Origin of the sequence: Roseomonas nitratireducens (assembly GCF_017813355.1) — a bacterium.
Classification (GTDB): domain Bacteria; phylum Pseudomonadota; class Alphaproteobacteria; order Acetobacterales; family Acetobacteraceae; genus Neoroseomonas; species Neoroseomonas nitratireducens.
In genome coordinates this window covers 1-25096 of record NZ_JAGIYZ010000025.1, presented here as the reverse complement: position 1 = coordinate 25096, position 25096 = coordinate 1, and the positions used below count along the sequence as shown (strand labels likewise).

At 71.4% G+C, this 25096-nt stretch carries 21 protein-coding genes; 10 read left to right on the top strand and 11 right to left on the bottom strand.

What is annotated here, in order from left to right; genetic code table 11:
• Positions 1-28: 28 nt before the first annotated feature.
• The 3 genes from J5Y09_RS20270 to J5Y09_RS20260 form a co-directional block, all read right to left on the bottom strand.
• Positions 29-1006 (bottom strand): DUF2950 domain-containing protein, encoded by a 978-nt coding sequence (locus tag J5Y09_RS20270; protein ID WP_245217278.1) that lies wholly within the window; start codon positions 1004-1006, stop codon positions 29-31.
• Positions 1007-1011: 5 nt separating this feature from the next.
• A complete protein-coding gene (locus J5Y09_RS20265; protein ID WP_209353678.1) occupies positions 1012-2682 on the bottom strand; it encodes a DUF3300 domain-containing protein in 1671 nt (556 codons plus the stop codon).
• 76 nt (positions 2683-2758) lie between these two features.
• Entirely contained in the window at positions 2759-3058 is a 300-nt protein-coding gene (locus tag J5Y09_RS20260) for a hypothetical protein (RefSeq protein WP_209353677.1), read from the bottom strand.
• 145 nt (positions 3059-3203) lie between these two features.
• Here J5Y09_RS20260 and J5Y09_RS20255 point away from each other — a divergent pair, with 145 nt between their 5' ends.
• Positions 3204-3431 (top strand): hypothetical protein, encoded by a 228-nt coding sequence (locus J5Y09_RS20255; protein ID WP_209353676.1) that lies wholly within the window; start codon positions 3204-3206, stop codon positions 3429-3431.
• 175 nt (positions 3432-3606) lie between these two features.
• Here J5Y09_RS20255 and J5Y09_RS20250 read toward each other — a convergent pair whose 3' ends face one another.
• From J5Y09_RS20250 to coaBC, 4 genes are all read right to left on the bottom strand, one after another.
• Positions 3607-4854 (bottom strand): DUF2254 domain-containing protein, encoded by a 1248-nt coding sequence (locus tag J5Y09_RS20250; RefSeq protein WP_209353675.1) that lies wholly within the window; start codon positions 4852-4854, stop codon positions 3607-3609.
• Between the two features lie 432 nt (positions 4855-5286).
• Positions 5287-6630: a tetratricopeptide repeat protein gene (locus tag J5Y09_RS20245; RefSeq protein ID WP_209353674.1), complete on the bottom strand. Its 1344-nt coding sequence runs from the start codon at positions 6628-6630 to the stop codon at positions 5287-5289.
• A 40-nt stretch (positions 6631-6670) separates the two neighbouring features.
• Positions 6671-7120: a dUTP diphosphatase gene (gene dut, locus J5Y09_RS20240; RefSeq protein ID WP_209353673.1), complete on the bottom strand. Its 450-nt coding sequence runs from the start codon at positions 7118-7120 to the stop codon at positions 6671-6673.
• Positions 7117-8301: a bifunctional phosphopantothenoylcysteine decarboxylase/phosphopantothenate--cysteine ligase CoaBC gene (coaBC, locus tag J5Y09_RS20235; protein WP_209353672.1), complete on the bottom strand. Its 1185-nt coding sequence runs from the start codon at positions 8299-8301 to the stop codon at positions 7117-7119. Before coaBC ends, dut begins: the two co-directional genes overlap by 4 nt.
• A gap of 336 nt (positions 8302-8637) precedes the next feature.
• On the opposite strand from coaBC, the gene J5Y09_RS20230 reads away from it, so the two are divergent.
• Complete coding sequence (locus tag J5Y09_RS20230) at positions 8638-10503, top strand: endo alpha-1,4 polygalactosaminidase (protein WP_209353671.1); 1866 nt, start codon at positions 8638-8640, stop codon at positions 10501-10503.
• Positions 10504-10509: 6 nt separating this feature from the next.
• Here J5Y09_RS20230 and J5Y09_RS20225 read toward each other — a convergent pair whose 3' ends face one another.
• Positions 10510-11259 carry a class I SAM-dependent methyltransferase gene (locus tag J5Y09_RS20225; RefSeq protein ID WP_209353670.1) on the bottom strand — a complete coding sequence of 250 codons (750 nt, stop codon included), beginning with the start codon at positions 11257-11259 and terminating at the stop codon, positions 10510-10512.
• Positions 11260-11302: 43 nt separating this feature from the next.
• On the opposite strand from J5Y09_RS20225, the gene mutM reads away from it, so the two are divergent.
• The 8 genes from mutM to xdhB all read left to right on the top strand — a co-directional run bounded on the left by mutM (position 11303) and on the right by xdhB (position 23289).
• Positions 11303-12199: a bifunctional DNA-formamidopyrimidine glycosylase/DNA-(apurinic or apyrimidinic site) lyase gene (gene mutM, locus J5Y09_RS20220; protein ID WP_209353669.1), complete on the top strand. Its 897-nt coding sequence runs from the start codon at positions 11303-11305 to the stop codon at positions 12197-12199.
• A gap of 55 nt (positions 12200-12254) precedes the next feature.
• On the top strand, positions 12255-13031 hold the full coding sequence (locus tag J5Y09_RS20215) for an enoyl-CoA hydratase (RefSeq protein ID WP_209353668.1): 777 nt from the start codon (positions 12255-12257) through the stop codon (positions 13029-13031).
• 150 nt (positions 13032-13181) lie between these two features.
• Positions 13182-13457: a 30S ribosomal protein S20 gene (rpsT, locus tag J5Y09_RS20210; RefSeq protein ID WP_209353667.1), complete on the top strand. Its 276-nt coding sequence runs from the start codon at positions 13182-13184 to the stop codon at positions 13455-13457.
• 262 nt (positions 13458-13719) lie between these two features.
• Positions 13720-15144, top strand: a complete 1425-nt coding sequence (gene dnaA, locus J5Y09_RS20205) for a chromosomal replication initiator protein DnaA (protein WP_209353666.1) — start codon at positions 13720-13722, stop codon at positions 15142-15144.
• A gap of 576 nt (positions 15145-15720) precedes the next feature.
• Complete coding sequence (gene dnaN, locus J5Y09_RS20200; RefSeq protein WP_209353665.1) at positions 15721-16851, top strand: DNA polymerase III subunit beta; 1131 nt, start codon at positions 15721-15723, stop codon at positions 16849-16851.
• Between the two features lie 541 nt (positions 16852-17392).
• Entirely contained in the window at positions 17393-18538 is a 1146-nt protein-coding gene (recF, locus tag J5Y09_RS20195) for a DNA replication/repair protein RecF (RefSeq protein WP_209353664.1), read from the top strand.
• A 66-nt stretch (positions 18539-18604) separates the two neighbouring features.
• Complete coding sequence (gyrB, locus tag J5Y09_RS20190) at positions 18605-21031, top strand: DNA topoisomerase (ATP-hydrolyzing) subunit B (RefSeq protein WP_209353663.1); 2427 nt, start codon at positions 18605-18607, stop codon at positions 21029-21031.
• The gene (gene xdhB, locus J5Y09_RS20185) at positions 21028-23289 is read left to right on the top strand and encodes a xanthine dehydrogenase molybdopterin binding subunit (RefSeq protein ID WP_209353662.1); all 2262 of its coding nucleotides are present in this window, start codon (positions 21028-21030) and stop codon (positions 23287-23289) included. Before gyrB ends, xdhB begins: the two co-directional genes overlap by 4 nt.
• Here xdhB and J5Y09_RS20180 read toward each other — a convergent pair.
• Genes J5Y09_RS20180 through J5Y09_RS24465 form a run of 3 tightly spaced genes read right to left on the bottom strand, consistent with a single transcriptional unit; the run spans position 23204 to position 24851 of the window.
• A complete protein-coding gene (locus J5Y09_RS20180) occupies positions 23204-23953 on the bottom strand; it encodes a trypsin-like serine peptidase (protein ID WP_209353661.1) in 750 nt (249 codons plus the stop codon). The two genes, xdhB and J5Y09_RS20180, sit on opposite strands and share 86 nt — an antisense overlap.
• Positions 23954-23967: 14 nt before the next feature.
• Complete coding sequence (gene cobB, locus J5Y09_RS20175) at positions 23968-24672, bottom strand: Sir2 family NAD+-dependent deacetylase (RefSeq protein WP_245217277.1); 705 nt, start codon at positions 24670-24672, stop codon at positions 23968-23970.
• Positions 24672-24851: a hypothetical protein gene (locus tag J5Y09_RS24465; protein ID WP_245217276.1), complete on the bottom strand. Its 180-nt coding sequence runs from the start codon at positions 24849-24851 to the stop codon at positions 24672-24674. Before J5Y09_RS24465 ends, cobB begins: the two co-directional genes overlap by 1 nt.
• Positions 24852-25096 lie beyond the last annotated feature (245 nt).

Below are 25096 nucleotides of genomic sequence, written 5' to 3'. Positions count from 1 at the left end.
GCCCGCTGCCCGGTCGCGCGCGGCCTCGTCAGTTCGGCACCCGCGTCCAGCCTTCCCCCGGGTCGTAGGTGGTGATGCGCGCCACGATCCGTGCGGTATCGGGGCCGAGGTCGCGTTCGAAGACCTCGCCACGATGGCTGACGATGAAGGTCTTGATGCCGGAGCGGCCGTATTGCAGCGGCCAGGCGACGACGCCGAAGCCGCCGATCATGCGCCCGTTCACCACGAACTCCATCGCGCCGCCCGGCGCCGAGGGGCCCTGCGCCTCGAGGATGCGGAACAGGTAGCCGTTGAGCGGCCGCGGCGCGTCGCCGGGCCGCGCCGGCGCGTATCCGCCCGCGCTCGCGGCGGCGACGAAGGGCCCGAGGGGGCTCGGCGGCTCGTCCTCCGCGGTCGCCCAGAACAGGCCGTCGCGCTGGCCGGGCGTCGAGAAGAACCGACGCGCATAGGCCATGAAGGCGCCCTGCCGTCCGGCGGTGCGGGCGTAGTCGTCCTGCGCGTCGGCGATGGCGAGCAGCGTCTGGATGGTGTCGAGCTCGTTCCGGCCGATGCGCCGCGTCACGATCTCATCGGCGCCCTGGGCGGCATCGAAGCGCCAGCCATCGCCACGACGGATCAGCGGGATCGGGAAGGGGTATCGATCCTCGCCAACCTCGACCACGGCGCGGTCCGGCGACGGGCGGAGCACCGCATGCCGCGCATCGTAGGCGGCGGCGAAGCGCGCCACCGCCGCGGCGTCCGAGGCGCGGTCCCCGGTCCGGATCAGGGGCAGCGCGCCTTCTCCGAGCACGCGCGTCAGGCGCGGAACGTCCTGGCGTCGCGCGGCATCCGCGAGGGCTGCGAAACCCTCCTCGGGCGTCGCGAAGCGCTGCGGCGGGATAGGCTGGCGGGGCCGGGGTGGCGGCACCTCGGCAGGAGATTCCGCGGGCGTCGCCGGCGTCTGCGCCATGGCGGGCCCGAGGCAGGCGGCGAGGACGAGGCCCGCCGCGAGAATGGTCCTTCGCATCGCGCTCACCTCCTGCCTCCACGACCACCGCCGCCGCCACCGCCACGCCCGCCACCGCCGCCGCCGGGGCGGCTTGCCGCATGGGTGCCGGCGGACTGGCGGCTGCTCGCGCCGCGCTGCGACGCCGCCTGCACCTGGCCTCCTTGGCCCATGCCCTGGAAGCCCTGTCCCCCGCCCCCGCCGCCGGCCCGCTGTCCACCGGCAGGCTGCGATTGCACCTGGGGCCGGCCGCTCGGGCTCACGCCGGATGGGCGGGGCTGTGCCGTCGGCCGCTGCGCGGCTGCGCCGCCCGGGCGCTGTCCGCCGCCGGCCGCAGGTCGTTCACCGCCGGCTGGCCGCTGCCCCGCGGCGGGGCGATCCCCGCCAGGCCGATCCGCCGTGCCTGCGCCGGGCCGGTCCCCACCCGGCCGCGCATCCTGGCCTGCGCCGGGCCTATCGCCGCCGGGCCGATCGCCCGGGCCCGCGCCGGGCCGGTCGCCGCCGGGGCGCGTGCCCTGGCCGGCACCGGGCCGATCCCCGCCGGGTCGATCCCCCGGGCCTGCACCGGGCCGGTCGCCACCGGGGCGCGCGCCCTGCCCGGCGCCGGGCCTGTCCGCGCCGCCGAGCGCACCCCCCGGCTGCTGGGTCCGGCCGCGGAACTGCTCGCGCGACGCGGCTTGCTGCTGGCGGTCGCCCTGGTAGCGGTTGCGTACCTCGTCGCCGCGATAGGCGACGCCTTGCCGATGCGTCGTGTCGTGCCGCCACGAACCGCCGGTGACATTGGTGTTGCGGTTGATGTTGTTGACGCGGGAGGCGTTGATGTTGATGTCGCCGCCGCCCCAATTGGCGCTCGACCAGCCCCACAGGTTGTTCGCGATCGCGACGCCGCCGGCGAAGGCCATGCCGGTCAGCAGCGCGCTGCCGACTCCCCAGCCGACCGGCGGCGGGTAGTAGGGCGGCGGATACTGCGGATAGGGCCAGGAGCCGTAGACCACCTGCGGATTGTAGGCCGGCACGTAGACGGTCTCGGGCTGCGCCGGCGCGATGGTGATGATCTGCGTCGGCGGCGGGACCGCGGTGGCCGATGCGGCCGCGGGCGGGGCGGCGACGTTCTGCGTGACCGTCACGATCTGCTGCGGGCCGGATTGCAGGGCGCCGTTGGCCTGGGCGCGCCCGCGCAGCGCCTGGATCGCGTTCAGCACATCCTGCTGCTGCGCCAGCACCGCGTCGCCGACCTGCTGCGTCCATTCCAGTTCGTCGTTCATCAGCGTCAGGACGTCGGGGAACGGCACGAGGGACTTCACGCTGGCGTCCCAGGGCTGGGATTGCAGCGCCTGCTCCAGCGCCGCCCCGCGCAGCGCCGCATTCTGGTCGCGGCCGAGCCAGCGCTTCGCCTGCACGATCTCGAGCGGATAGGTCGCCGCCATCAGCATCTGCGTCAGCAGCGTGTCCGGATGCAGCGCGATGGGCGCGAGAAGCTGCTCGAGCTGGGCCTGCGACAGCCGCTCCTGCCCCGCCGTGGTGGCGACTACGGCCGGGGCGGCGGCGGCGGGCGGCGGCGTGCCCTGCGCGGCGGCGCGCTGGAGCGCCAGGCCCGCCACGGTCGTGCAGCCGATGCCGCCGCAGATGGCCACCGCGAGCGCGCGTCGCCAGCCCGCCCAGCGCGCGACTTCGCCAAGGGCTGCAGGGTGTTGCATCAGATCCTCCGGTCTGTCGGGGCATTGCCGCGCGAGGCGGCGGCGGCGCGGCGCGCCCGAAATGCTGGAATGCCTGTCATCCGCCGGGTCGTTGCAGCGTCGCCAGGTGCGACGCGCCGCAGCCGGCCGCGAACATGGCGAGGATCTCCGCCTCGAGCTCCCGCACGAGGGGGCGGTACTCCTCGACCTCGTGGCGCGGCGTGGCGATGGAGAGTCGCTCGAAGGAGGTCAGCCCATCCTGCGCGAGGCGATAGTCCTCGCAGGCGCCGCGGAACGCCCGGTCCGCCAGGAAGAGCTGCCGGATCAGGCGCGCATCTGCAGGGAAGCGCGCCAGCACCGTTGCCAGCTCGGGATGAGGGGCGGATGGATCGACCATCGCATTCCAACTCCGGGCGCCTCAGATATCGGCGACATCACTATTTCGCGAGTGTGACGGCGCGGGATGCAAGAGAGCAAGTACGTCACGGTTAACGCGCCTGCTCAAGGGTCCGGCGGTCCCGGTTGTCTGCGCGGGGCGCGGGATGAGCGCCGCCGCGCAGGAGCCGCATGCGATTGCCGTCCGGGAAGACCTGGGGCGGATGCTCGCCTCCGGCGACGTCCACGCTTCCGAGCGGAACCGCCGCTTCCTCCGCTACGTCGTCGAGGAGATGCTGGCGGGTCGCACCGCGGAGGCCCTGGTCGCGATGCGAAGGGCCAATCCCGAGCATGTCGCGCACCGCCGCCGCCGCGCGGCTGGGCCGAAGGGATGAGGCCGAGGCGGCGGTGCGATCCATCTTCAGGATCGCCACCGGCTATGGCGACCGCGTCGTTGCCGACGTCAAGGCGCGCAACCTTCATCCGGAGATGATCAGCGGCCCTGGTGGCTGGGCTGCGCGAGGCCGGCCTGGCCGGCCGCGACACGGGCTGGCGTGACGCGCGGCGGCGCTACCGCGTCAGGCCGAGCCCCTGCGGATCCTCCTGCCGCGCGGCGGCCCGGTCCTGCTCGTCGAAGGGCGAGTGTTCGATGGCGGCGTCCATGTGCCGCAGGTAGCGCTCGATGCTCGCGGCGCGCTCATGCTCGCCGAGAAGCTCCGCGAGACCGACGAGCGCCGAGCGCAAGCGCCGCATCACCTGCACGGAGGTCGCGCCGAACACGCGGATCTCGTCGAAGGCGAGGGCGAGGTAGTCCTCCCATTCCGGCGTCGGGAAGACCAGGCGCACCGTCCCCGACGCATCGGCCAGGCGGCCGTCCTCGAGCTCATGGCGCGCGAGGCGGCGCAGGAGGTCCTCGATCTGGTCGAGCGCCTGCACCGCCGTGGTCGGGTCGTTGATCGCGGGCGACAGCGCCTTGATCGCGATGTCGACCAGCAGGCGCAGGGGGTATTTCGGATCCTGCTCGAAGGTGCGGTCCGCGCCGAGCCGGACGGCGCCGCGGAGCGCGGCTTCCGGGATCGTTCCCGCACCGCCGCGGACGCGCAGCATCACGCTGCCTTCCATCATCATGTCGCCGACGGCGCATTCCACCTCGATGCACGCGCCGGCGCCCTGCGCCAGCCCGATGAGGCGCGGGATGTCGTAGCGCTGCACGTAGCGCGGCGATCCGGCATGGCGCAGCACCTGCGTGACCGGCGCTGGCGCCGGCTGTGTCGCGCGGTCGCCGCCGCGCGCGCCGGACCAGGGTGCCAAGGACCGGGCGGTCTGCTTGATGACGTCGCGCCCCTGGTCCCCGATGTAGCGCAGCGTGTTGGTGATCTGCAGGTCGCCCAGGCGGCGCAGCAGCAGGCCGAACGTTACCATGCTGACGAACAGCATGGCGACGGCGATGGCCGAGGAGATCGCCGGCACCCGGCCCGAGCCTTCGCGGTCCACCCAGGCCGCGGCCGCGAGCGAGTAGCTGAAGGTGGCGAAGAAGATGCCGAGCGCGTGGAACAGGACCGGATCGCGCGCGAATCGACTGGCGAAGCGCGGCGAATAGGTCACCGCGCTGAACTGCAGCATCACGAAGGCGACGGAGAAGACGATGCCCGTCAGCGCCATCATTCCCGAGGCGATGGCGGACTGCACGGCCAGCGCGGAGCCGGCGGAGATGCCGAGGTCGAGCGGCAGGTCGAGTGCGTGCTCGATCCGCGGCAGCGCCAGGGCCGCCACCAGACTGCCGAGGGTGTAGACGATAGGAATGAGCCAGACCGGCATGCGGCGCGTCCTCCGGATGTGGCCTTGCTCCGACGCCCGCGCATCCGGGCGGGAAGCGATCTGGCCGATGGCAATGTGCAGCGGGTCGAGAGCCGGCGCCTTGATCCAGGCCAGCCGGCGCGTCTCCATCGCGACGGGTCGGTTGTCGCGGTAAACTACACCCTCGGCGCGGCGGCGCGACGCACTTGGCGTCGCGCCTCGTGGTGCGCGGTCCAGAGTTCACCCCGGATACGCACTGTCCAATGCCGGGACCACACTTGGCAGGGCACGACGCGAGTGCGGCATGAGCGGTCCCGTGCCCTAGCCTCGCTGTTTTCGCTTTCTTCCTGGTCCCGATGACCGCTGAGGGTGACGCCGGCGTCCGTTCGCATCGCGAAGCGACGTCGATAGGGACCTTGAGGGAGAAGTTCCGCTCTCCCCCCCCCCCGCCTCTCAATGCCGGACGCTGCGCGCCGCCTGTGCGTATCCCACCCGCCGCTCCGGCGCCACCGGATGGCGCCCCGCGACGCGTTCAAGCAGCATGCGCGCATCCTCCTCCGCCCCCGCCTTCATCGCGGCGTCGAGGAAGAGTTGCTCCAGCACATCCTGCTGCGCGTGGCTGCCGCCCATGCGGTGCATCACGCCGAGCGCGGGGCGCATCGCGGCGACCGCCGCCGCGTGGTCGCCGCGCGCATGGGCCAGCACTGCCTCGCAGACCGGGATCGCCGCATCGCGAAGGATCGGCGCGATGGTGCCCGAGCCGCGCGCCGCGTCGCGCATCGCGTCCAGCATCCGTGCCGCGGCCTGGAAGCGGCCGGTCGCGGCCAGCGCCATCATCCAGTGCGGCAGGGTGAAGGTGGACAGGCAATCGCCGATCCGTGCCTCCGCCTTGTCGGCGAGCTCGACCCATCGATCGCCGACATCGACGCCGTGGCGCGAGAGGCGGAACAGCATGGACGCCGCGTTCTGCACGTCGATGTAGAGGTCCGGCATCGCCTGGGTCAGCGGGCTGTCCAGGTTCCGGAACCCGCGGTCGTACAGCGCGAGGACCGCGTCGTGCTCGCCGCGTTCCAGGTGGTACATGGCGCGGTGCCACCACAGGTGATGCAGCAGGTTGGACCCGCCATCCCAGTGCGGCTCCAGCCCCTTGAGCCAGGCGATGCCCTCCGCGCGGCGACCCTGCATTTCCATGATGTGGGCGACGCCATGCGTGGCCCAGAGGTCGGCGGGGTCGAGCGCGACCGCGGCGCGGCCCGCTTCCTCGGCGACCGTGTAGTTGCCGGCTTCCTCGTTGGCGAAGCAGCGGCAGGCGAGGATGCTGCCGAAGCCGGGCACGGCGGCAGACCAGTGCGGGGCGGCGGCATCGACGGAGCGCAGCATCTGCCCCGCGCGGCCGAGCCAGAAGGCGCAGAAATGATGCAGGCGGAAGGCGAGGATGTCGCGCGGATGCGCGGCCATGATCGCTTCCCAGGCGCCGAGTGCCGCATCCATCTCGCCCTGGGTCCAGTGGTGCAGGGCGGCCGCGTGCAGGCGTTCCCGCTCGGTGCCGGCGAGCCGCGCGGCGGATGCGGCGGCATCGCGCGCGCGCGGCACCAGCGCGGCATTGTAGGCGAGCATGACGAAGGCGCCCTGCAGCAGGTGCGCCATCGGCATCCCGCCATCCAGCGCCATCAGCGCCTGCAGCCGCTGCCCGGCATCGGCGCGGTACCGCAGATAGCCGGCGATGACGTGGTCGTAGGCCGCGACGGCGGCGTCCGATGCGGCGGTGATCGTGTTGCCCTGGGCGTCGGTGGTCATGTCTCGTCCCTCCCTCGCCCGTCTTCGCCGCGGGCCGCGTTCAGGTTCCGGTGGAGCCGAAGCCGCCCGTCCCGCGCGCGGTCTCCGGCAGTTCGCTCACCTCGCGCCAGGCGGCGCGCACCACGGGGGCGATCACCGCCTGGGCGATGCGCATGCCGCGCTCCACCGTGAAGGGCGCATCGCCGGCGTTCAGCACGATGACGCCGAGCTCCCCGCGATAATCCTCGTCGATCGTGCCCGGGCTGTTCGGCAGCACGATGCCGTTCTTCAGCGCCAGGCCCGAGCGGGGCCGCACCTGCACCTCGTAGCCGGGCGGGATGGCGATGCGCAGCCCCGTCGGCACCAGCATCCGCCCACCGGGCGGGATCACGACGGAGGACATGACGGCGGCGAGCAGGTCCATCCCCGCCGCGCCCTCGGTGGCATAGGCGGGAAGCGGCAGGCCTTCGGCATGCGGCAGGCGGACGACATCGATGATGGGTGTGGTCACGACAACGCCTCCGCGATGCGCGCGGCAAGGCGCCGCGCGACCTCCTCCTTGGCCATGCGCGGCCAATCCTCCACGCCCGCTTCGGTGACGAGGTGGACGGCGTTCTCCGCGCCGCCCATCACGTCGCCCGAGACATCGTTCGCCACGATCCAGTCGCAGCCCTTCTTCGCGCGCTTGGCGATGGCGTTGTCCACGACGCTCTCCGTCTCGGCCGCGAAGCCGACGACGAGGCGCGGGCGGCGCGGCCCGGCAGCGGCGAGCGTCGCCAGGATATCCGGGTTCAGCGCCAGTTCGAGCGGCGGCGGCACCGCCCCCGGCACCTTCTTCATCTTCTGCGTCGCCTCCCGCGCCGTGCGCCAATCCGCGACCGCGGCGGCGCAGATGACGGCGTCGGCGGGCAGCGCGGTCTCGCAGGCGGCTAGCATCTCCCGCGCGGTTTCGACGCGCACGACCGTCACGCCTGGCGGATCGGGCTGCGCCACCGGACCGGATACGAGCGTGACGCGCGCGCCGAGCGCGGCGAGCGCCGCGGCGATCGCATGGCCCTGCTTCCCGGACGAGCGGTTGGCGATGTAGCGCACCGGGTCGATCGGTTCATGCGTCGGCCCGCTGGTGACGAGCAGGTGCTTGCCCGCGAGCGGCCCCCCGCCGAGCGCGGCGTCGATGGCCTCGAGCAGCCTGGGCGGTTCCATCAGCCGGCCGGGGCCGCTTTCGGGCTCCGCCATCGGCCCGTCCTCGGGGCCTGCGACATGCACGCCGCGGCCGCGGAGCGCCGCCATGTTCGCGACGGTGGCCGGATGGGCCCACATGGCCGGGTTCATCGCCGGCGCGACCAGCACCGGCGCGCGCGTGGCCAGCAGGACGCAGGTGGCGAGGTCGTCCGTGAGCCCCGCCGCCATCTTCGCAATCAGGTCGGCCGAGGCCGGGACCACCGCGACGAGGTCCGGCCAGCGGGCCAGCCGGATATGGCCGATCTCGGCCTCCGCGGCCCAGAGGTCGTCATGCACCCGGGCACCGGTGATGGCGGCGAGCGCTTCCTTCGTCACGAAGCGGGCGCCGCCGGCGGTCAGGATGGCCATGACCTCGGCGCCGTCCTTGCGCGCCAGGCGCGCGAGTTCCAGCGCCTTGTAGGCGGCGACGGACCCCGAGACGATCATGAGGAGGCGGCGGCCGGCGAGCATCGCGGCAGGCTTGGCGGTTTTTCCGCGCCGCGCAAGGCCGGCGGGCCGGGCCGCGGGAAATGTGGCGTCGTGATTTTTTTTCGTGTGCGGCCGAGGCCGAGGGGCCGCGGACGCGACCCGCGACGCGATCCCGCACGGCGTCGTGAACATCGACGCGAGCGCATGTTCTCAATTTTGGACAAACCCGGCCGCTCCAAAATGAGATCGCGGCAAAGTCATGTCATTCGGATGTCAGTCATGGCCATTACGGAAGAACAACTTCGGAGCATGCGTTTGCAATATCCGGAAACATGGCTATCCAAACCAGGACGTGCATGAGAACAGGGGGGCTAAGCCATGCCGAAGACAGGGATGTATGTCCTGACGGGAGTGGAGCCGACCGCGGTCGCTGCGGCGCCATTCGACGTAAAGGTCATCGACGTCTACAATGATAACGCGCAGTTCTTCACCAATGCCGAAGTTGCCCAAATGGGCGGTGGACCCGGTGGCGGGCTGCTTCTCGGCTATTTCAGCATCGGCGAGGCCGAGACCTACCGCGATTACTTCAACACCATCCCGCCCTCGATCATCGGGCCGGAAAACCCAAGCTGGCAGGGCAACTACGCCGTCGCCTACTGGACGCCGGAATGGCGCGCCGTCGCGACCGGCTACATCGATCGCATGATCGCCGCCGGCTACGACGGCATCTATTTCGACGTGGTCGACGTCTATGAGCGCGCCTGGTCCACGGCGAATGTGCCTGGCGGCGACGCCGAGGCGGCGATGGTCAGCCTCGTCACCTACCTCTCGGCCTATGCCAAGGCGAAGAACCCGCAATTCGAGATCTGGGTGAACAACGCCGAGAAGCTGCTCGTCCACGATGCGTACCTGAACGCCATCGACGGCATGTACAAGGAGAACCTGTTCTACAAGGACGATGGCTCTCTTGAATCGTCCACTGTCACGAACTGGAGCCTGAACCTCATCAACCGTGCGATCGCGGCCGGCAAGGATGTCGTGGCGATCGAATACGTCGCCGGGAACGCGGCCAAGGTCGCCGACGCGCAGGCCAAGGCCGCCGCGGCTGGTGTCGGCGTCTATACGGCGAACCTCGACCTCAAGGGCGTGAACTATTCCGGCGTGCTGCCGGGGCAGGTTGTCCAGCCGAGCGGGCCGGTCACGCTGGCGGGCGGCAGCGCGAACGACAACCTGCTCGGCGGGACCGAGGCGGACAGCCTTTTCGGTGCCGCCGGCGCCGACACGCTGAACGGCAATGCGGGGAACGACACGCTGAACGGCGGGGATGGGTCGGATCGCCTGGTTGGTGGCCTCGGGAACGATTTCTACATCACGAATGTCTCGACCGATGTCGTGGTGGAAGCGGCCGGCCAGGGCATGGACACGGTGATGACGAGCGCGGGGACCTATACGCTCTCCGCCGAGGTCGAGGTCCTGATCGCCACCAACACGATCGCCCACACTCTGAATGGCAACGCAATCGCAAACCGGATCGTTGGGAACGCTGGCGCCGATACGGTGAGCGCGGGGTCGGGCAACGACACGATCGACGGAGGCGCGGGGATCGATAGTCTCAGCGGCGGCATCGGCGACGACCTGATCATCGTGACCGCCGGCGACCTCACCTGGGAGCAGCTGAACGCGGGCACGGACACGGTGCAGGCCACGACGGGAACTGCCTACACGCTCGGCGCGAACGTGGAAGTCCTGACCCTGACGGGCGCGACGCTGCTGAACGGCACTGGCAACGGTCTTGCCAACACCATCATCGGCAACGGCAACGCCAACCGCCTGCTCGGCGCCGGGGGCAACGACCGGCTCGAAGGCCGGGGCGGCAACGACACGCTGGACGGCCAGGCGGGGCAGGACACGCTGTCCGGCGGCGCGGGGGCGGACATGTTCCAGTTCTCGACCCGCACCGACACCGCCGTTGCGACGCCGGACCGCATCGCCGACTTCGCCTTCGCCGAGGGCGACCGGATCGGACTTTCGGCGCTGGACGCCAACCAGCTCGTCGCCGGGGACCAGGCCTTTGCGTATATCGGCGGCGGCGCCTTCACCGGCGCGGCGGGCCAGCTGCGCGTGGTCTCGTCCGGGACGAACACCTACACGGCATCGGGCGACACGAACGGCGACAGGACGGCGGATTTCGCCATCACCATCGTCTCGACCACCGCGCCGACGGCGGGGTGGTTCATCCTGTAGGCCAGGCTACAGCCGCCATCCGGTGTGGATCGCCACGATCCCGCCGGAGAGGTTGCGGTAGGACACCCGCTCCATCCCCGCGCGCCGCATCATCCCCGCCAGCGTCTCCTGGTCGGGGAACATGCGGATGCTCTCGGCGAGGTATTCGTAGCTGTCGCGGTCCTGCGCCACGCGCGCGCCGATCGCCGGCAGCGCCTTGAACGACCAGGCGTCGTAGAGCGGCACCAGGGCCGACACTTCGAGCCGCGAGAATTCCAGGCAATGGAAGCGCCCGCCCGGGCGCAGCACGCGCCGCGCCTCCCGCAGCACCGCGTCCTTGTCGGTGCAGTTGCGCAGGCCGAAGGCGATCGAGACCTTCTCCACGCTGCGGTCGGGCAGCGGGATGTGCTCGGCATCCACCACCATGAAGTCGAGCCCGTCGACGATCCCGCGGTCGAGCGCCCGCTTGCGCCCGACCTCCAGCATCGCGGGATTCACGTCGGTCAGGATGACGCGCCCCGCGCCGCGCTCCTTCGCGAGGAAGGAGATGTCCCCCGTCCCGCCGGCGAGGTCGAGCAGCGTCTCCCGTGCCGAGGCGCCGATCGCGTTGACGAAGATCCGCTTCCAGACGCGATGGATGCCGAGCGACATCAGGTCGTTCATCACGTCGTAGCGCGGGGCCACGCTTTCGAAGACGTCCCGCACCATGGACGCCTTCTCGGCGCGGGGCACGGTGCGGAAGCCGAAATCGGCGCTGTCCTGGGGGCTGTCGCTCATCGTGCGCCCAACATAGCGTGGCGCGCGGGAAAGGGGAGGGACCATGCCCGAACTGCCGGAGGTGGAGACGGTGATGCGCGGCCTGGCGGCCGTGCTGGAAGGCCACCGCATCGTGGAAGCCGAGGTGCGCCGCCCCGACCTGCGCTTCCCCTTCCCCGCGGGCCTGGCCCGGCGGATCGAGGGGCGGCGCGTGCTCTCCTTCCGCCGCCGGGCGAAGTACATGCTGATGCGGCTGGACGGGGGCGAGAGCCTGCTCATCCACCTGGGCATGTCCGGCCGCATGGTCGCGCGACGGGTGGGGGAGGCGCCGGTGCCCCGGACGGGGCCGCAGGGGGCGGCCTCCGACGCCCGGGGCCACAACGCGCCGCCGGAGGCGCATGAGCATCTCGTCCTCGCCACCGACCATGGCTGGCGCGTGGGCTTCGTCGATCCGCGCCGCTTCGGCAGCGTGGACGTGGTGGCGACGGCGGAGGAGGACGGGCACCGCTTCCTCGCCGATCTCGGGCCCGAGCCGCTCGACGCCGCCTTCACCCCCGCGGTGCTGTCGGCGGCGCTGGAGGGCAAGCGCACGCCGATCAAGGCGGCGCTGCTCGACCAGAAGGTCGTGGCGGGGCTCGGCAACATCTATGTCTGCGAGGCGCTGTTCCGCGCCGGGATCTCCCCCCGCCGGCTCGCCAGCACGGTCCCCGGCGCGCGGGCGGCGCGGCTCGTGCCCGCGATCAGGGCGGTGCTGGCCGAGAGCATCGGCGCCGGCGGGTCCAGCCTGCGCGACTATGTCCGCGCGGATGGGGAGGTCGGGCGCTTCCAGGAGAAGTTCGCGGTCTACGGCCGGGAAGGCGAGCCCTGCCCGGACTGCCCAGGCGCGCCGCGATGCGGCGGGATCGCCCGCGTCGTGCAGTCGGGCCGGTCCACCTTCTTCTGCCCGCGGCGCCAGCGTTGAGGGGGCGGGTCACCTGCGCTACGGGTGGCGCATCACACGGCAAGGACGAAGTCGCATGGCCTACGAGATGATCCTCACGGAAACCCGGGGGAAGGTCGCGATCATCCGGCTCAACCGGCCGCAGGCGCTCAACGCGCTGTGCGACCAGCTGATGGGCGAGCTGGGCGACGCGCTGCGCGGCTACGACCGCGACCCCGCCATCGCCGCCGTCGTCGTCACCGGCAGCGAGAAGGCCTTCGCGGCCGGCGCCGACATCAAGGAGATGAAGGACCGCACCTTCCCCGCGGTCTATTTCAACGACTTCATCGGCGAGCGCTGGGAGACGGTGCTCGAGATCCGCAAGCCGGTGATCGCCGCGGTGGCGGGCTTCGCGCTCGGCGGCGGCTGCGAGCTGGCCATGATGTGCGACCTGATCATCGCCGCCGAGACGGCGAAGTTCGGCCAGCCGGAGATCAACCTCGGCATCATCCCGGGCGCCGGCGGGTCCCAGCGCCTGACGCGCGCCGTCGGCAAGTCCAAGGCCATGGAGATGATCCTGACCGGGCGGATGATGGACGCGGCCGAGGCCGAGCGGTCGAACCTGGTCTGCCGCGTGGTGCCCGCGGACGCGCTGGTGGATGAGGCGGTGAAGATCGGCGAGAAGATCGGCGCCCTGTCCGCCCCGTCCGTCGCCATGGCGAAGGAAGCGGTGAACGCGGCCTTCGAGGGCACGCTGACCGAGGGCGTGCGCACCGAACGCCGGCTCTTCCTCAGCCTCTTCGCGACCGAGGACCAGAAGGAGGGCATGTCGGCCTTCGCCGAGAAGCGCAAGCCGGCCTTCCGGAATCGTTGAGCGTCAGGCGTTAAGCCGCGTTCATGGATTTCCTGCCGCGCGCCGCCTTGACGTGGCGAGCCGCGCGGCATTAGAAACCCCGCCTTCGCCGTGGCGGCCCCCGCCGGCGCGGCATCTTCGAAACCTCGACCGAGTTGAACCGGAAGCCCCATGGCGAACACCGCGTCCGCGCAGAAGCGCATCCGCCAGACCGAGAAGCGCACCGCGCGCAACAAGGCTCGCAAGTCCCGCGTGCGCACCTTCGTGCGCAAGCTGGAGGAAGCGATCGCGTCCGGTGACAAGGCGGCGGCGCAGGACGCGTTTCGCGCGGCGCAGCCGGAACTGCAGCGCGCGGCGACGAAGGGCGTGATGCACGCGAACACGGTGGCGCGGCGCGTTTCCCGCCTCTCTGCCCGAGTGAAGGCGCTGGCCGCGAGCCAGGGCTGAATATCGCCGCCACCCGGCGGCATCGTTCTCGAAATCAACGAAGTATTTGATGCACAGGCGCGAAGATGTTCGCGCGCCTGTGCTGTTGTCGTGACTTGATCTGTTCACGCCGCAAGGCAGCCGGTTTTTGACGATTGCACCGGGGCCTTGGGGCGCTACTGTTCAAGATGCAGGGTAGGCTAACGGGGTGTTGCGGGTGCCGGCTCCAGGGCTGGCGGGATGCGCGACGCGCCGGCAGGATTGGCGACTGAGGGGGATGGTGATGGAGAAGCAGCCCGGGTCCGGTTCCGCGCGCTCTGCAGCATCCTTCGCGGAATCCTGGGCTCGCATCCGTGGGCGCCTCCGCGACGAGGTCGGCGAGGTCGAGTACCGCACCTGGCTGCGCCAGATGACCCTCGCTTCGGTCGAGGGCGACGAGGCCATCGTCCACCTGCCCACCCGCTTCCTCCGCGACTGGGTCCGCAGCCATTACGGCGACCGGCTGAGCCTGCTCTGGCAGCAGGAGAATGCCGGGGTGCGCCGGGTCGATGTGCGCGTCGGCCCGCAGCCGCGCGGCGGGGCCGATGGCGTGGACGTGGAGGTCGCCCCCGAGCGGTCCGGCCTGGCCGAGGCGCTGTCCGGCCGCGCGCCGCGCAACGCGGCCGGGGAGTCCCGCGGGGAATGGTCCGCGCCGCTCGATCCCCGCTTCACCTTCGACACCTTCGTCGTCGGCAAGCCGAACGAGTTCGCCCATGCCTGCGCGCGGCGCGTCGCCGAGCATCCGGCGAGCCCGGGCTTCAATCCGCTGTTCCTGTATGGCGGCGTCGGCCTTGGCAAGACCCACCTGATGCACGCCGTCGCTTGGGCGATCCGCAACGGGGAACCGGCGCGCAACGTCGCCTACATGAGCGCCGAGAAGTTCATGTACCGCTTCATCGCCGCGCTGCGCAGCCAGTCGACGATGGAGTTCAAGGAAAGCCTCCGCTCCGTCGACGTGCTGATGGTCGACGACCTGCAGTTCCTGATCGGCAAGGACAACACGCAGGAGGAGTTCTTCCACACCTTCAACGCGCTGATCGACGCCGGCAAGCAGATCATCGTCAGCGCCGACAAGTCGCCCTCCGACCTCAACGGGCTCGAGGACCGTCTGCGCACGCGGCTGGGCTGCGGCATGGTCGCCGACATCCACGCCACCACCTACGAGCTGCGGCTGTCCATCCTGCAGGCCAAGGCCACGGCCGCGGGCGTGGCGGTGCCGAAGGCGGTGCTGGAATTCCTCGCGCACAAGATCACCTCGAACGTCCGCGAGCTGGAAGGCGCGCTGAACCGGCTGATCGCGCATGCCAACCTGTTCGGCCGCGCCGTCACGCTCGACAGCGCGCAGGAGGTTCTGCACGACATCCTCCGCGCGCATGACCGCCGCGTGACGATCGAGGAGATCCAGCGCAAGGTCGCCGAGCACTACAACATCCGCCTGACCGACATGAGCAGCGCGCGGCGCGCGCGCAACGTGGCGCGGCCGCGCCAGGTGGCGATGTATCTCGCGAAGCAGCTGACCTCGCGCTCGCTCCCCGAGATCGGCCGCCGCTTCGGCAATCGCGACCACACGACGGTGATGCACGCCGTCTCGCGCATCTCCGAACTCATGCAGGCCGACGCGGCCTTCGCGGAAGATGTCGAACTGCTTCGGCGGATGCTGGAAACCTGAAGGGTTTCCGGCATCCGGTGAGTCTTGTTTGACCTCAGGCGCCGGCGCGGAGTTTCTGTTTGCCTCAAGCGCCGGCGCGGCCATTCGGCCGCTTGGCTTGCGCGCCCTGGGCTGTGGCGCCGGGCGGTGCAGGCGGGTTGGGCGCGGTCGCGCTGTGCGCTCCCGGATCGAGGTTGAGCCTCGATCCGTTGTTTTGCTGGACCTCAATCGCCCGTACGGCCATTCGGCCGCTTGGCTTGCTCGCCTTGGGCCTCGGCGCTCGCCTTGGCGGCTGGGTCGGGCGTGGCCGCGCCGCGCCCTCCCGGGTCCGGGCGGCGGCCCGCTTCGCGCCGGTCCGGGCCCCGCCCGCCTGCCCGCCCCGTCCTCGATCCGCGGAAATCCGCGGGTTTCGCGGCGCCACACCCCGCTTCCCCGCCCGGAATCGCGCTGATATGGTGCGCCCCCCTCGCCCGGGCCGCGCGGGCCGATTCGGCCCCGGTCCGGCATGCGAGGGAGCAAAGGGGGACAGGCGCGGTCGCGCGCGGCCCAGCCCGGGCCGCGAGGTGACCGCCCAGAGCATCGGGGCGTCGGGCGACGATGAAGTTCACGGTGGACCGCGCGGTGCTGATCAAGGCGCTCGCGCATGTGCAGAGCGTGGTGGAGCGGCGGAACACGATCCCCATTCTCGCCAATGTCCTGATCGACGCGAAGACCGAGGGCAGCCTGACGCTGACCGCGACCGACATGGAGATCGCGGTGGTCGAGGAAGTGGCGGGCGTCACCGTCACGCGCGGCGGCCGCACCACGGCGCCCGCGGCCACGCTGTACGAGATCGTGCGCAAGCTGCCCGAGGGCGCGCGCGTCGAGCTCGACCATGGCGGCGGCGACGGGCCGCTCACGCTGCGCGCGGGCAAGTTCAACACCACGCTCACCGTGCTGCCTGTCGATGACTTCCCCTCGATGACCGAGGGGCGTCTGCCGACGAAGTTCTCGATCAAGGCCGGCGTGCTGCGCGACCTGATCGACCGCACGCGCTTCGCGATCAGCACGGAGGAGACGCGCTACTACCTCAACGGCATCTACCTTCATGCCGCGGAGGCCGACGGCACGCCCGTGTTGCGCGCGGTCGCGACCGACGGCCATCGCCTCGCACGCGTCGAGGAACCGCTGCCCGAAGGTGCGAAGGGGATGCCCGGCGTGATCGTGCCGCGCAAGACGGTGAACGAGGTCCGCAAGCTGGCCGAGGAGACGCAGGACGAGATCGAGGTGCGCCTGTCCGACACCAAGATCCGCTTCGCGCTCGGCACCGTCTCGCTCACCAGCAAGCTGATCGACGGCACCTTCCCCGAGTATGAGCGCGTGATCCCGCGCGGCAACGACAAGACGCTGACCGTGCCGAAGGACGCCTTCGAGCAGGCGGTGGCGCGCGTCGCCGCCATCAGCAGCGAGCGCTCGCGCCCGGTGAAGCTCAGCATCTCCCGCAACAACCTGCTGCTGTCCGCCGCCAGCCCCGACCAGGGCCAGGCGCAGGAGGAGCTGGAGGCCGACGCGGTGCGCTACGAGAGCACGCCGCTCGAGATCGGCTTCCAGGCGCGCTACCTGACGGACATCACCAGCCTGATCGGCGACGAGGTGGAATTCCTGTTCGCCGACGGCGCCGCCCCCACCATCGTGCGCGACAAGGCGAAGCCCGAAGCGCTGTATGTGCTGATGCCCATGCGTGTGTGATAAAGGGCGCTTTTAGTGCTAACCTATTGATCTCGAATCGGAATCGCAGTCTGACCGCAAGGATGGTTCTGACGGCATAAGGAGAAAAAATTTGGGCGGCTCAGCGAGGAATTCGCAAAGCCGCCCCAGGAGATCCGCTGAGCCAAGCATCCGGCAGGCGGATGTGGCTGTCGCAGGTGTCATTCACGAGCGGCAACACTAACGACCGCTGAGATCGTCGGCAAGCCATTGGATTAAGGGTGCGTGCAGAGGAGTTTTTGGCATGGGCAAACCGCCTCGCCAAAACCTGCTGCCGGGGTTTCGGCTCATCTTTCGAGCCACTCGAACCACCAAAGCCGGACGCGTGTTCTATGCGCGCGACTACGGCTACACAGGATGGCCAATAGTGGTTTGGGGTGAAGCCGACCCCACGACAAAAAGTTAACAACAAGCCTTGGGGGGCGGCCTCTTTACCGGGCCGCCCCTCTTCTTCGACGCCAGAATTGGCCATTCGTCGTGCGCGCTCGGATGACCAACTGCAGAAAGTGACACGTCAGTAATCGTGCTCCGCCTCACCCGCCTCCGCCTCACAGACTTCCGCTCCTGGCCGTCGCTCGACGTCCCCTTCCACGCGCCCATCGTCGCGATCGCCGGCGAGAACGGCGCGGGCAAGACGAACCTGCTGGAAGCGATCTCCCTCCTCGGCCCCGGACGCGGCCTGCGTGGCGCACGCATGGGCGAACTCGGCCGCCGTGCGGACGGCGCCGCCCGCCCCTGGGCCGTCGCCGGCCGCTTCGCGACGCCACAGGGCGATTTCGACATCGGCACCGGCAGCGACCCGGATGGCGGCACGGATCGCCGCGTCTTCCGCCTGGACGGGCAGCCGGTGCGCGCGCAGGCCGACCTCGCCGACCGCGTCGCCGTGGTCTGGCTCACGCCGCAGATGGACCGGCTGTTCCAGGAAGCGGCGTCCGGCCGGCGGCGCTTCCTCGACCGCCTCGCCTGGGCGCTGGAACCCGGCCATGCGCGGGAAGTGGCGGCGCATGACAACGCCATGTCCCAGCGCAACCGCCTGCTGGCCGAAGGCCGCGCCGATCCGCGCTGGCTCGCGGGGCTGGAGGATGCGATGGCCCGCCATGCCGTCGCCGCCAGCGCCACGCGCCGGGCCCTGGCTGCGCGGCTGAACGCGGTCATGGCCGCCGGCACGGCCACAGGCGCCTTCCCCGCGGCCCGGATGGACCTGCTCTGCCCGATCGCCGCCGCCCTGGCCGAGCAGCCCGCCCTGGCCGCCGAGGACGCGCTGCGGGAGGCGCTGGCCGCCGACCGCCGGCGCGACGCGGCCGCGGGCGGGGCCGCGCGGGGGGCGCACCGGGCCGACATGGCGCTGGTCCACCTGCCCAAGGACCAGCCGGCGGAAATCTGCTCGACCGGTGAACAGAAGGCGCTGCTGATCTCGGTCGTGCTGGCCCATGCCGCGCTGATCGCGGAAGCCCGCGGCTTCGCCCCCCTGCTGCTGCTGGACGAGGTCGCCGCGCATCTGGATGCCGCCCGGCGGGAAGCGCTGTTCGCGGCCCTGGCCACCCTGCCCGCCCAGTCCTTCCTGACCGGCACCGACCCCGAGGTTTTCCGCCCGCTGCGCGGCCTGGCGGACCGCTTCCGGGCGGGGGGCGGAAACCTCGTGCCGGAAGGCGATGACGGGTCGCCTTGAGGCCGGAAAAGGCCTATGTTCAAAGGACCTTTCAAGCCCTTCTCCAGCCAGGAGTGAGCGCGCCGCATGAGCGAGCCCGCGCGTCCCGATTCCGACGCCTACGACAGCGCCTCCATCACCGTCCTCCGGGGGCTCGAAGCCGTCCGCAAGCGACCGGGCATGTACATCGGCGACACCGATGACGGCTCCGGCCTGCACCACATGGCCTTCGAGATCATCGACAACGCGGTGGACGAGGCGCAGGCCGGCTTCGCCACGTCCTGCCACGTCACGCTGAACGGCGACGGTTCCGTCACCGTGCGCGACGATGGCCGTGGCATCCCGACCGATATCCACGCCGAGGAAGGCATCAGCGCGGCCGAGGTGGTGCTGACCCGCCTGCACGCCGGCGGCAAGTTCAACCAGAATTCCTACAAGGTCTCGGGCGGCCTGCACGGCGTCGGCGCCGCGGTCGTCAACGCGCTGTCCGAATGGATGGAAGTGCGGATCTGGCGCGACGGCAAGGAACACCGCCTGCGCTTCGAGCACGGCGACACCGTCGTGCCCTGCGAGGTCATCGGCCCCTCGGACCATCCGAACGGCACGATGGTGACCTTCAAGCCCTCCGCCCTGACCTTCACCAAGACCGAGTTCGACTTCGCGGTGCTGGAGCGGCGGCTGCGCGAGCTCGCCTTCCTCAATTCCGGCCTGGGCATCACGCTGCGCGACGAGCGCCATGCCGAGGTGCAGGAGACCGTCTTCAAGTTCGACGGCGGCCTCGTGGCCTTCGTCGAGTGGCTGGACAAGGGCAAGACACCGGTCTTCGCCCAGCCGATCAGCGTCATGTCGAAGGAACAGGACGGCATCCGCGTCGAGATCGCGGTGCGCTGGAACGATTCCTACCACGAGACGATGCTCTGCTTCACCAACAACATTCCGCAGCGCGACGGCGGCACGCACCTGGCCGGCTTCCGCCAGGCGCTGACGCGCGTGCTGGGCAAGGTGGCCGAGGGGCTCGCGAAGAAGGAAAAGATCGCGCTGGCCGGCGAGGACATGCGCGAAGGCCTGACCGCCGTGCTGTCGGTGAAGGTGCCGGACCCGAAGTTCAGCAGCCAGACGAAGGAGAAGCTCGTCTCCTCCGAGGTGCAGCCGATCGTCCATGTCGCCGTCGCCGACGCGCTGACCCATTGGTTCGAGACGCATCCGAAGGAAGCCAAGGACGTGGTCGGCAAGATCATGGACGCGGCGGCGGCGCGGGAGGCGGCGCGCAAGGCGCGGGAACTCACGCGGCGAAAGGGCGTGCTCGACGTCTCCTCCCTGCCCGGCAAGCTGGCCGATTGCCAGGAACGCGACCCGGCGAAGTCCGAACTGTTCATCGTCGAGGGCGATTCCGCCGGCGGCTCCGCCAAGCAGGGGCGCGACCGCGCCTTCCAGGCGATCCTGCCGCTCAAGGGCAAGATCCTGAACGTGGAGCGCGCGCGCTTCGACCGCATGCTGGGCAGTGCGGAAATCGGCACGCTCATCACCGCGCTGGGCACCGGCATCGGCCGCGGCGAGCCGAGCGAGGGCGGCTTCGACGTCGGCAAGCTGCGCTACCACCGCATCGTCATCATGACCGACGCCGACGTGGACGGCAGCCATATCCGCACGCTGCTGCTGACCTTCTTCTTCCGCCAGATGCCCGAGCTGATCACGCGCGGGCACCTGTACATCGCACAGCCGCCGCTCTACCGCGCCAAGCGCGGCAACGAGGAACGCTACCTGAAGGACGACCGCGCGCTCGAGGACTTCCTGCTCGAGAAGGCGACGTCGGGCGCGTCCGTCCGCTACGCCGACGACCGCCTGATGACGGCGGCGGATCTGCGCGCCGAGGAAGAACAATGGCGCCAGGCTTCGTCCCGCATCCGCCGCCTGTCGGGCGTCGTGCCGGCCGACATCGTCGAGCAGGCGGCCGTGACCGGCGCCCTGACGATGGAGGAGGACCGCGCGACCGCCGCCGCCCAGGCGCTGGCCGTCCGGCTGAATGCGCTGGCGCCGGCGAATGAGCGCGGCTGGGTCGCGACCAGCGGGGAGGCAGGCCTGACGCTGGCCCGCACCGTGCGCGGCGTGACCGAGCGCCACACCCTCGACGCGACGGCGCTGCGCAGCGCCGAGGCGCGCTGGCTGGACGAGCGGCGCGAGCGCTTCGCGCGCGACTTTGCCGCCGGCGCCGCCGTGCTGCTGCTGGGCGCGCAGGAACATCCCGCGCATGGGCCGCTCGCCGCCTTCGAGCGCCTGATCGCCGAGGGCCGCAAGGGCCTCGCCATCCAGCGCTTCAAGGGCCTGGGCGAGATGAACCCCGACCAGCTCTGGAAGACCACGCTCGATCCGGCCGTGCGCACGCTGCTGCGCGTGCGGGTCGAGGATGTGGAGGATGCCGAGCAGGTCTTCTCGACCCTGATGGGCGACCTCGTGGAGCCGCGCCGCGACTTCATCGTAGGCAACGCGCTCAAGGTCGCCAATCTCGACGTATGAGCGCGGTCGGCGCGCCGCTGCCGCATGACAGCGCGCTCGCGCATTGCACCGGCGCGGCGCGCTTCGCCGACGACCTGCCCGAGCCGCCGGGCCTGCTGCACGCCGCGCTGGTCCTGAGCCCCGTCGCGCACGGCACGCTCGGTGCCGTCGCGGCGCCGCCGGGCGTGATGATGCTCACCGCGGCCGATATCCCGGGCGCCAACGACATCTCGCCATCCGGCAAGGGCGACGAGCCGTTGTTCGCCACCGGCACCATCCGCCACCACGGCCAGCCCATCGCCATGGTGCTGGCCGAAACGCGCGACGCGGCGCTGCGCGCGGCCGCCGCCGTGCGGGCCGAGATCGCGCCGCTGCCGCCGCTGCTCGACCTCGATGAGGCGATCGAGCGCCGATCCTTCCTGATGCCGCCGCAGACCATCGCGCGCGGCGATGCGGCGGCCGCCATCCTCGCCGCGCCGATGACGGCGGCGGGCGAATTCCGCGCCGGCGGACAGGAGCATTTCTACCTCGAATCCCAGATCGCGCTGGCCGTGCCGGGGGAGGATGGGGAGATCGCCATCACCTCCTCCACCCAGCATCCGACCGAGGTGCAGCACATCGCCGGCCGGGTGCTCGGCCTCGACTACAACCGCATTCCCGTCGCCTGCCGGCGCATGGGCGGGGCCTTCGGGGGGAAGGAGAGCAACGCGTCATGGGTCGCGGCGGCCGCGGCACTCGGCGCGCGCATCACCGGGCGGCCGGTGAAGCTGCGCCTGCCGCGCAAGGCGGACATGGCGGCGACGGGCAAGCGGCACCCCTTCCTGTATCGCTGGCGCGCGGGCTGCGACGGCACCGGGCGCATCCTGGCGCTGGAGGCGACGCTCGCCGCGGATGGCGGGCACAGCCTGGATCTCACGCCCGGCGTGGTGTTCCGCAGCCTGACCCATGCGCTGAACTGCTACGACGTGCCGGCGGTCAGGCTCACGGGCCTCGCGCTGCGCACCAACAGCGTCTCCCACACCGCCTTCCGCGGCTTCGGCGGCCCGCAGGGCGTGCTGCTAATGGAGGACGTGATCCGCGGCGTCGCGCGCGCCACGGGCCTGTCGCCGGAGGCGGTGCGCGAGCGCAACTTCGCCGGCGCGCCGAACGATGCCGCGACACCCTATGGACAGGCGCTGGAAGGGGACCTGATCCGCCGCGCCTGGGCGGAATGCCGCGCGGATGCGGGGCTCGAGGCGCGGCGGGCGGAGATCGCCGCCTTCAACGCCGCGCATCCCTTCCTGCGGCGCGGCCTCGGCTCCTTCGCGCTGGCCTTCGGCATCTCCTTCGGCATCCGCCACCTGAACCAGGCGGGCGCGCTGGTGCATGTCTACACGGATGGCTCGATCCGCCTGAACCATGGCGGGACGGAGATGGGCCAGGGCCTCAACGTGAAGGTCGCGCAGGTGGTGGCCGAGAGTTTCGGCGTGCCGCTCGACCGCGTGCGCATCACCGCCACCAGCACGGCGGAGGTGCCCAACACCGCGCCCACCGCGGCGAGCACCGGCAGCGACCTGAATGGCTGGGCGGCGCACAATGCCGCGCTCGCCGTCCGTGGCCGCATGGCGGAGGTCGCGGCGGCGCTGTGGGGGGTGCCGGCGGAGGACATCGCTTTCGCCGAGGGACGCGTGCTCGTCGCGCGTCCCGGCGACAACCGCGCGATGTCCTTCGCCGACCTCGCGCACAAATGCTGGATCGAGCGCGTGTCGCTCTCGGCGACCGGCTTCTATCGCACGCCCGACATCCACTGGGACCCGGCGGCGATGAAGGGGGAGCCCTTCTTCTACTTCTCCTACGGCGCCTCCTTCGCCGAGGTGGTGGTGGACACGCTGACCGGCGAGCATCGCGTCCTGCGCGCCGACCTGGTGCAGGATTGCGGGCGGTCGCTGAACCCCGCCATCGACCGCGGCCAGATCGAAGGCGCCTTCGTGCAGGGCCAGGGCTGGCTGACCTGCGAGGAATTGTTCTGGGACGAGCAGGGCCGGCAGCGCACGCTCGGCCCGTCCACCTACAAGATCCCCGGATCGCGCGACGCGCCGCCGGATTTCCGCGTGCGGCTGCTCGCCGCCGCCCCCGCGCGCCAGGCGACGATCTTCCGCTCAAAGGCGGTGGGCGAACCGCCGCTGATGCTCGCGACGGCGGTGTGGAACGCGCTTATCGACGCGACGGGGGTGGCGCGGCTCGACCTTCCCGCGACGCCGGAGCGGGTGCTTCTGGCGCTGCGGGCAAAGGGATCGTGAAGCCCGGCACGGCGAGGCCGAGCGGCTGGCCGAGGGCCGCCTTCACCTGCACGCCGGCGATGGCGTAGCCGCCCGCGACCGGCAGCAGGAGCGGCGCGCCGCTGCTGCCCACCGTGCCGGCGCAATTGTGCCCGACGAGGATCCCCTGCGCGCCGAAGGTGCCCACCATCACCACGCGGCAGCCGCGATCGGCCAGCAGCACGTCCGGCCGGTCGTGCTGCCAGGCGGGCAGGGACAGCGGCGCGCCGTTCGACGGTGCCTCCCGCAGCAGCGGCAGGGTGCGGCCCTGGCCGATCGGCGCGGCGAGGGTGACGAGCGCCCAGTCCGCCCGCCAGGGTTCCTCCCGCGCCGGGTCGAAGCCCGGCCCGACGGCGAGCGCCGTGCCGCGCGCGACGGCGCCGCCGAGCCGCACCGCGACATCCCCCGGCGGCACGATCCCGCGCCCATCAGAGGTGACGAGGCAATGCGCCGCCGTCAGCACCACGCGCGGGCCGATCGCCACGCCGCTGCACCGCCCGCCCGGGCGCGTTTCCACCAGCGCGATGGCGTTCCAGGGCGGCTCGGCGAAGGGGACGGGCCGGCGCGGATCGACAGGGCCGAGGCCGGGGACCTCGGTCGCCGCGGCAAGGCCCGGCAGGATCAGCGCCGCGGCGAGCAGCGGCACGCAAGCTCGTGCCATCACGCGCCGCGCAGCAGCGCGTCGACGAAGGCGGGCACGACCTGCGTCGCCGGCCCGTGCATCGCCTCGTCGAACAGGGATGCGCCTTCCGAGGGTTCGAGGTTCAGCTCCACCGTGCGCGCCCGCCCGCGCACCTCGGCCACGAAGCCCGCGGCTGGATAGACGTTGCCCGAGGTGCCGATCGAGACGAACAGGTCGCAGGCCTCGAGCGCCGCGCCGATTTCCTCCATCGCCAGCGGCATCTCCCCGAACCAGACGACATGCGGGCGCAGCCGGCCGCGCGCGTCGCAGGCGGGGCAGGCGCTGTCGGGCGCGATGTCGGCGCGCCAGGGGCTCGCGCCATGGCACGACATGCAGCGCGCCTTCATCAGCTCGCCATGCATGTGGATAAGGCGCGTCGATCCCGCGCGCTCATGCAGGTCGTCCACGTTCTGCGTCACCAGCAGCACCTCCCCCGGATGCTCGCGTTCGAGCCGCGCGAGGGCGAGATGCGCCGCGTTCGGGGCGATGGCGGGGTCGCGCAGCTGCGCGCGGCGGGCATTGTAGAAGCCCTGCACGCGGGCCGGGTCGCGTGCGAAGGCGTCCGGCGTCGCGACATCCTCAATGCGCACCTGCGCCCAGATCCCGTCCGCGTCGCGAAAGGTGGCAAGGCCGGATTCGCGGGAGATGCCCGCGCCGGTCAGCACGACGATGCGGCGGGCCATCAGGAGGTCGGCGCGGGCGGCGGCGGCGTGCAGGACCGCGGCGGGCGCGGCACGGGGGAGGTCGGCGCCGGCGCCGGTGCCTCGGTCTGCGCCTGCGCCGCACGGGGCGCGAAGGGCGGCAGGGCTGGCCCGGCGGCAAGCGCCAGGCCCAGGATCGGCAGCGTCAGGCGACGGGTCATCGGGGAAGGCTAGATCGAAGGGCGGGGCGAAGGGAACAGTCTCGTCGGCCGCGCCGCGCGCTGGCATCCTCCGCCCATGCTGCGCACCTTCCTCGCGATGCTGTTCCTGGTGGCGCTGGGCGCCGGTGGCCTCTGGTACGTGCTGAACGCGCCGATGACGCCCGGCCCGCAGCCACGGCCCGCCGCCGCTGCCGCCGCGACGCGGCCTGCGGCGCCGCCGGCCGAGCCGCGCCCGGCCGCCTCCC

Coding starts and splice junctions, on each gene's coding strand:
- J5Y09_RS20270 (WP_245217278.1), bottom strand. CDS start 1,006: ATGCGAAGGACCATTCTCGCGGCGGGCCTCGTCCTCGCCGCCTGCCTC.
- J5Y09_RS24465 (WP_245217276.1), bottom strand. CDS start 24,851: ATGACCCGTCGCCTGACGCTGCCGATCCTGGGCCTGGCGCTTGCCGCC.
- J5Y09_RS20260 (WP_209353677.1), bottom strand. CDS start 3,058: ATGGTCGATCCATCCGCCCCTCATCCCGAGCTGGCAACGGTGCTGGCG.
- cobB (WP_245217277.1), bottom strand. CDS start 24,672: ATGGCCCGCCGCATCGTCGTGCTGACCGGCGCGGGCATCTCCCGCGAA.
- J5Y09_RS20250 (WP_209353675.1), bottom strand. CDS start 4,854: ATGCCGGTCTGGCTCATTCCTATCGTCTACACCCTCGGCAGTCTGGTG.
- coaBC (WP_209353672.1), bottom strand. CDS start 8,301: ATGCTCGCCGGCCGCCGCCTCCTCATGATCGTCTCGGGGTCCGTCGCC.
- rpsT (WP_209353667.1), top strand. CDS start 13,182: ATGGCGAACACCGCGTCCGCGCAGAAGCGCATCCGCCAGACCGAGAAG.
- J5Y09_RS20215 (WP_209353668.1), top strand. CDS start 12,255: ATGGCCTACGAGATGATCCTCACGGAAACCCGGGGGAAGGTCGCGATC.
- xdhB (WP_209353662.1), top strand. CDS start 21,028: ATGAGCGCGGTCGGCGCGCCGCTGCCGCATGACAGCGCGCTCGCGCAT.
- dnaN (WP_209353665.1), top strand. CDS start 15,721: ATGAAGTTCACGGTGGACCGCGCGGTGCTGATCAAGGCGCTCGCGCAT.
- J5Y09_RS20255 (WP_209353676.1), top strand. CDS start 3,204: ATGAGCGCCGCCGCGCAGGAGCCGCATGCGATTGCCGTCCGGGAAGAC.
- mutM (WP_209353669.1), top strand. CDS start 11,303: ATGCCCGAACTGCCGGAGGTGGAGACGGTGATGCGCGGCCTGGCGGCC.
- dnaA (WP_209353666.1), top strand. CDS start 13,720: ATGGAGAAGCAGCCCGGGTCCGGTTCCGCGCGCTCTGCAGCATCCTTC.
- J5Y09_RS20225 (WP_209353670.1), bottom strand. CDS start 11,259: ATGAGCGACAGCCCCCAGGACAGCGCCGATTTCGGCTTCCGCACCGTG.
- gyrB (WP_209353663.1), top strand. CDS start 18,605: ATGAGCGAGCCCGCGCGTCCCGATTCCGACGCCTACGACAGCGCCTCC.
- J5Y09_RS20230 (WP_209353671.1), top strand. CDS start 8,638: ATGCCGAAGACAGGGATGTATGTCCTGACGGGAGTGGAGCCGACCGCG.
- J5Y09_RS20245 (WP_209353674.1), bottom strand. CDS start 6,630: ATGACCACCGACGCCCAGGGCAACACGATCACCGCCGCATCGGACGCC.
- J5Y09_RS20265 (WP_209353678.1), bottom strand. CDS start 2,682: ATGCAACACCCTGCAGCCCTTGGCGAAGTCGCGCGCTGGGCGGGCTGG.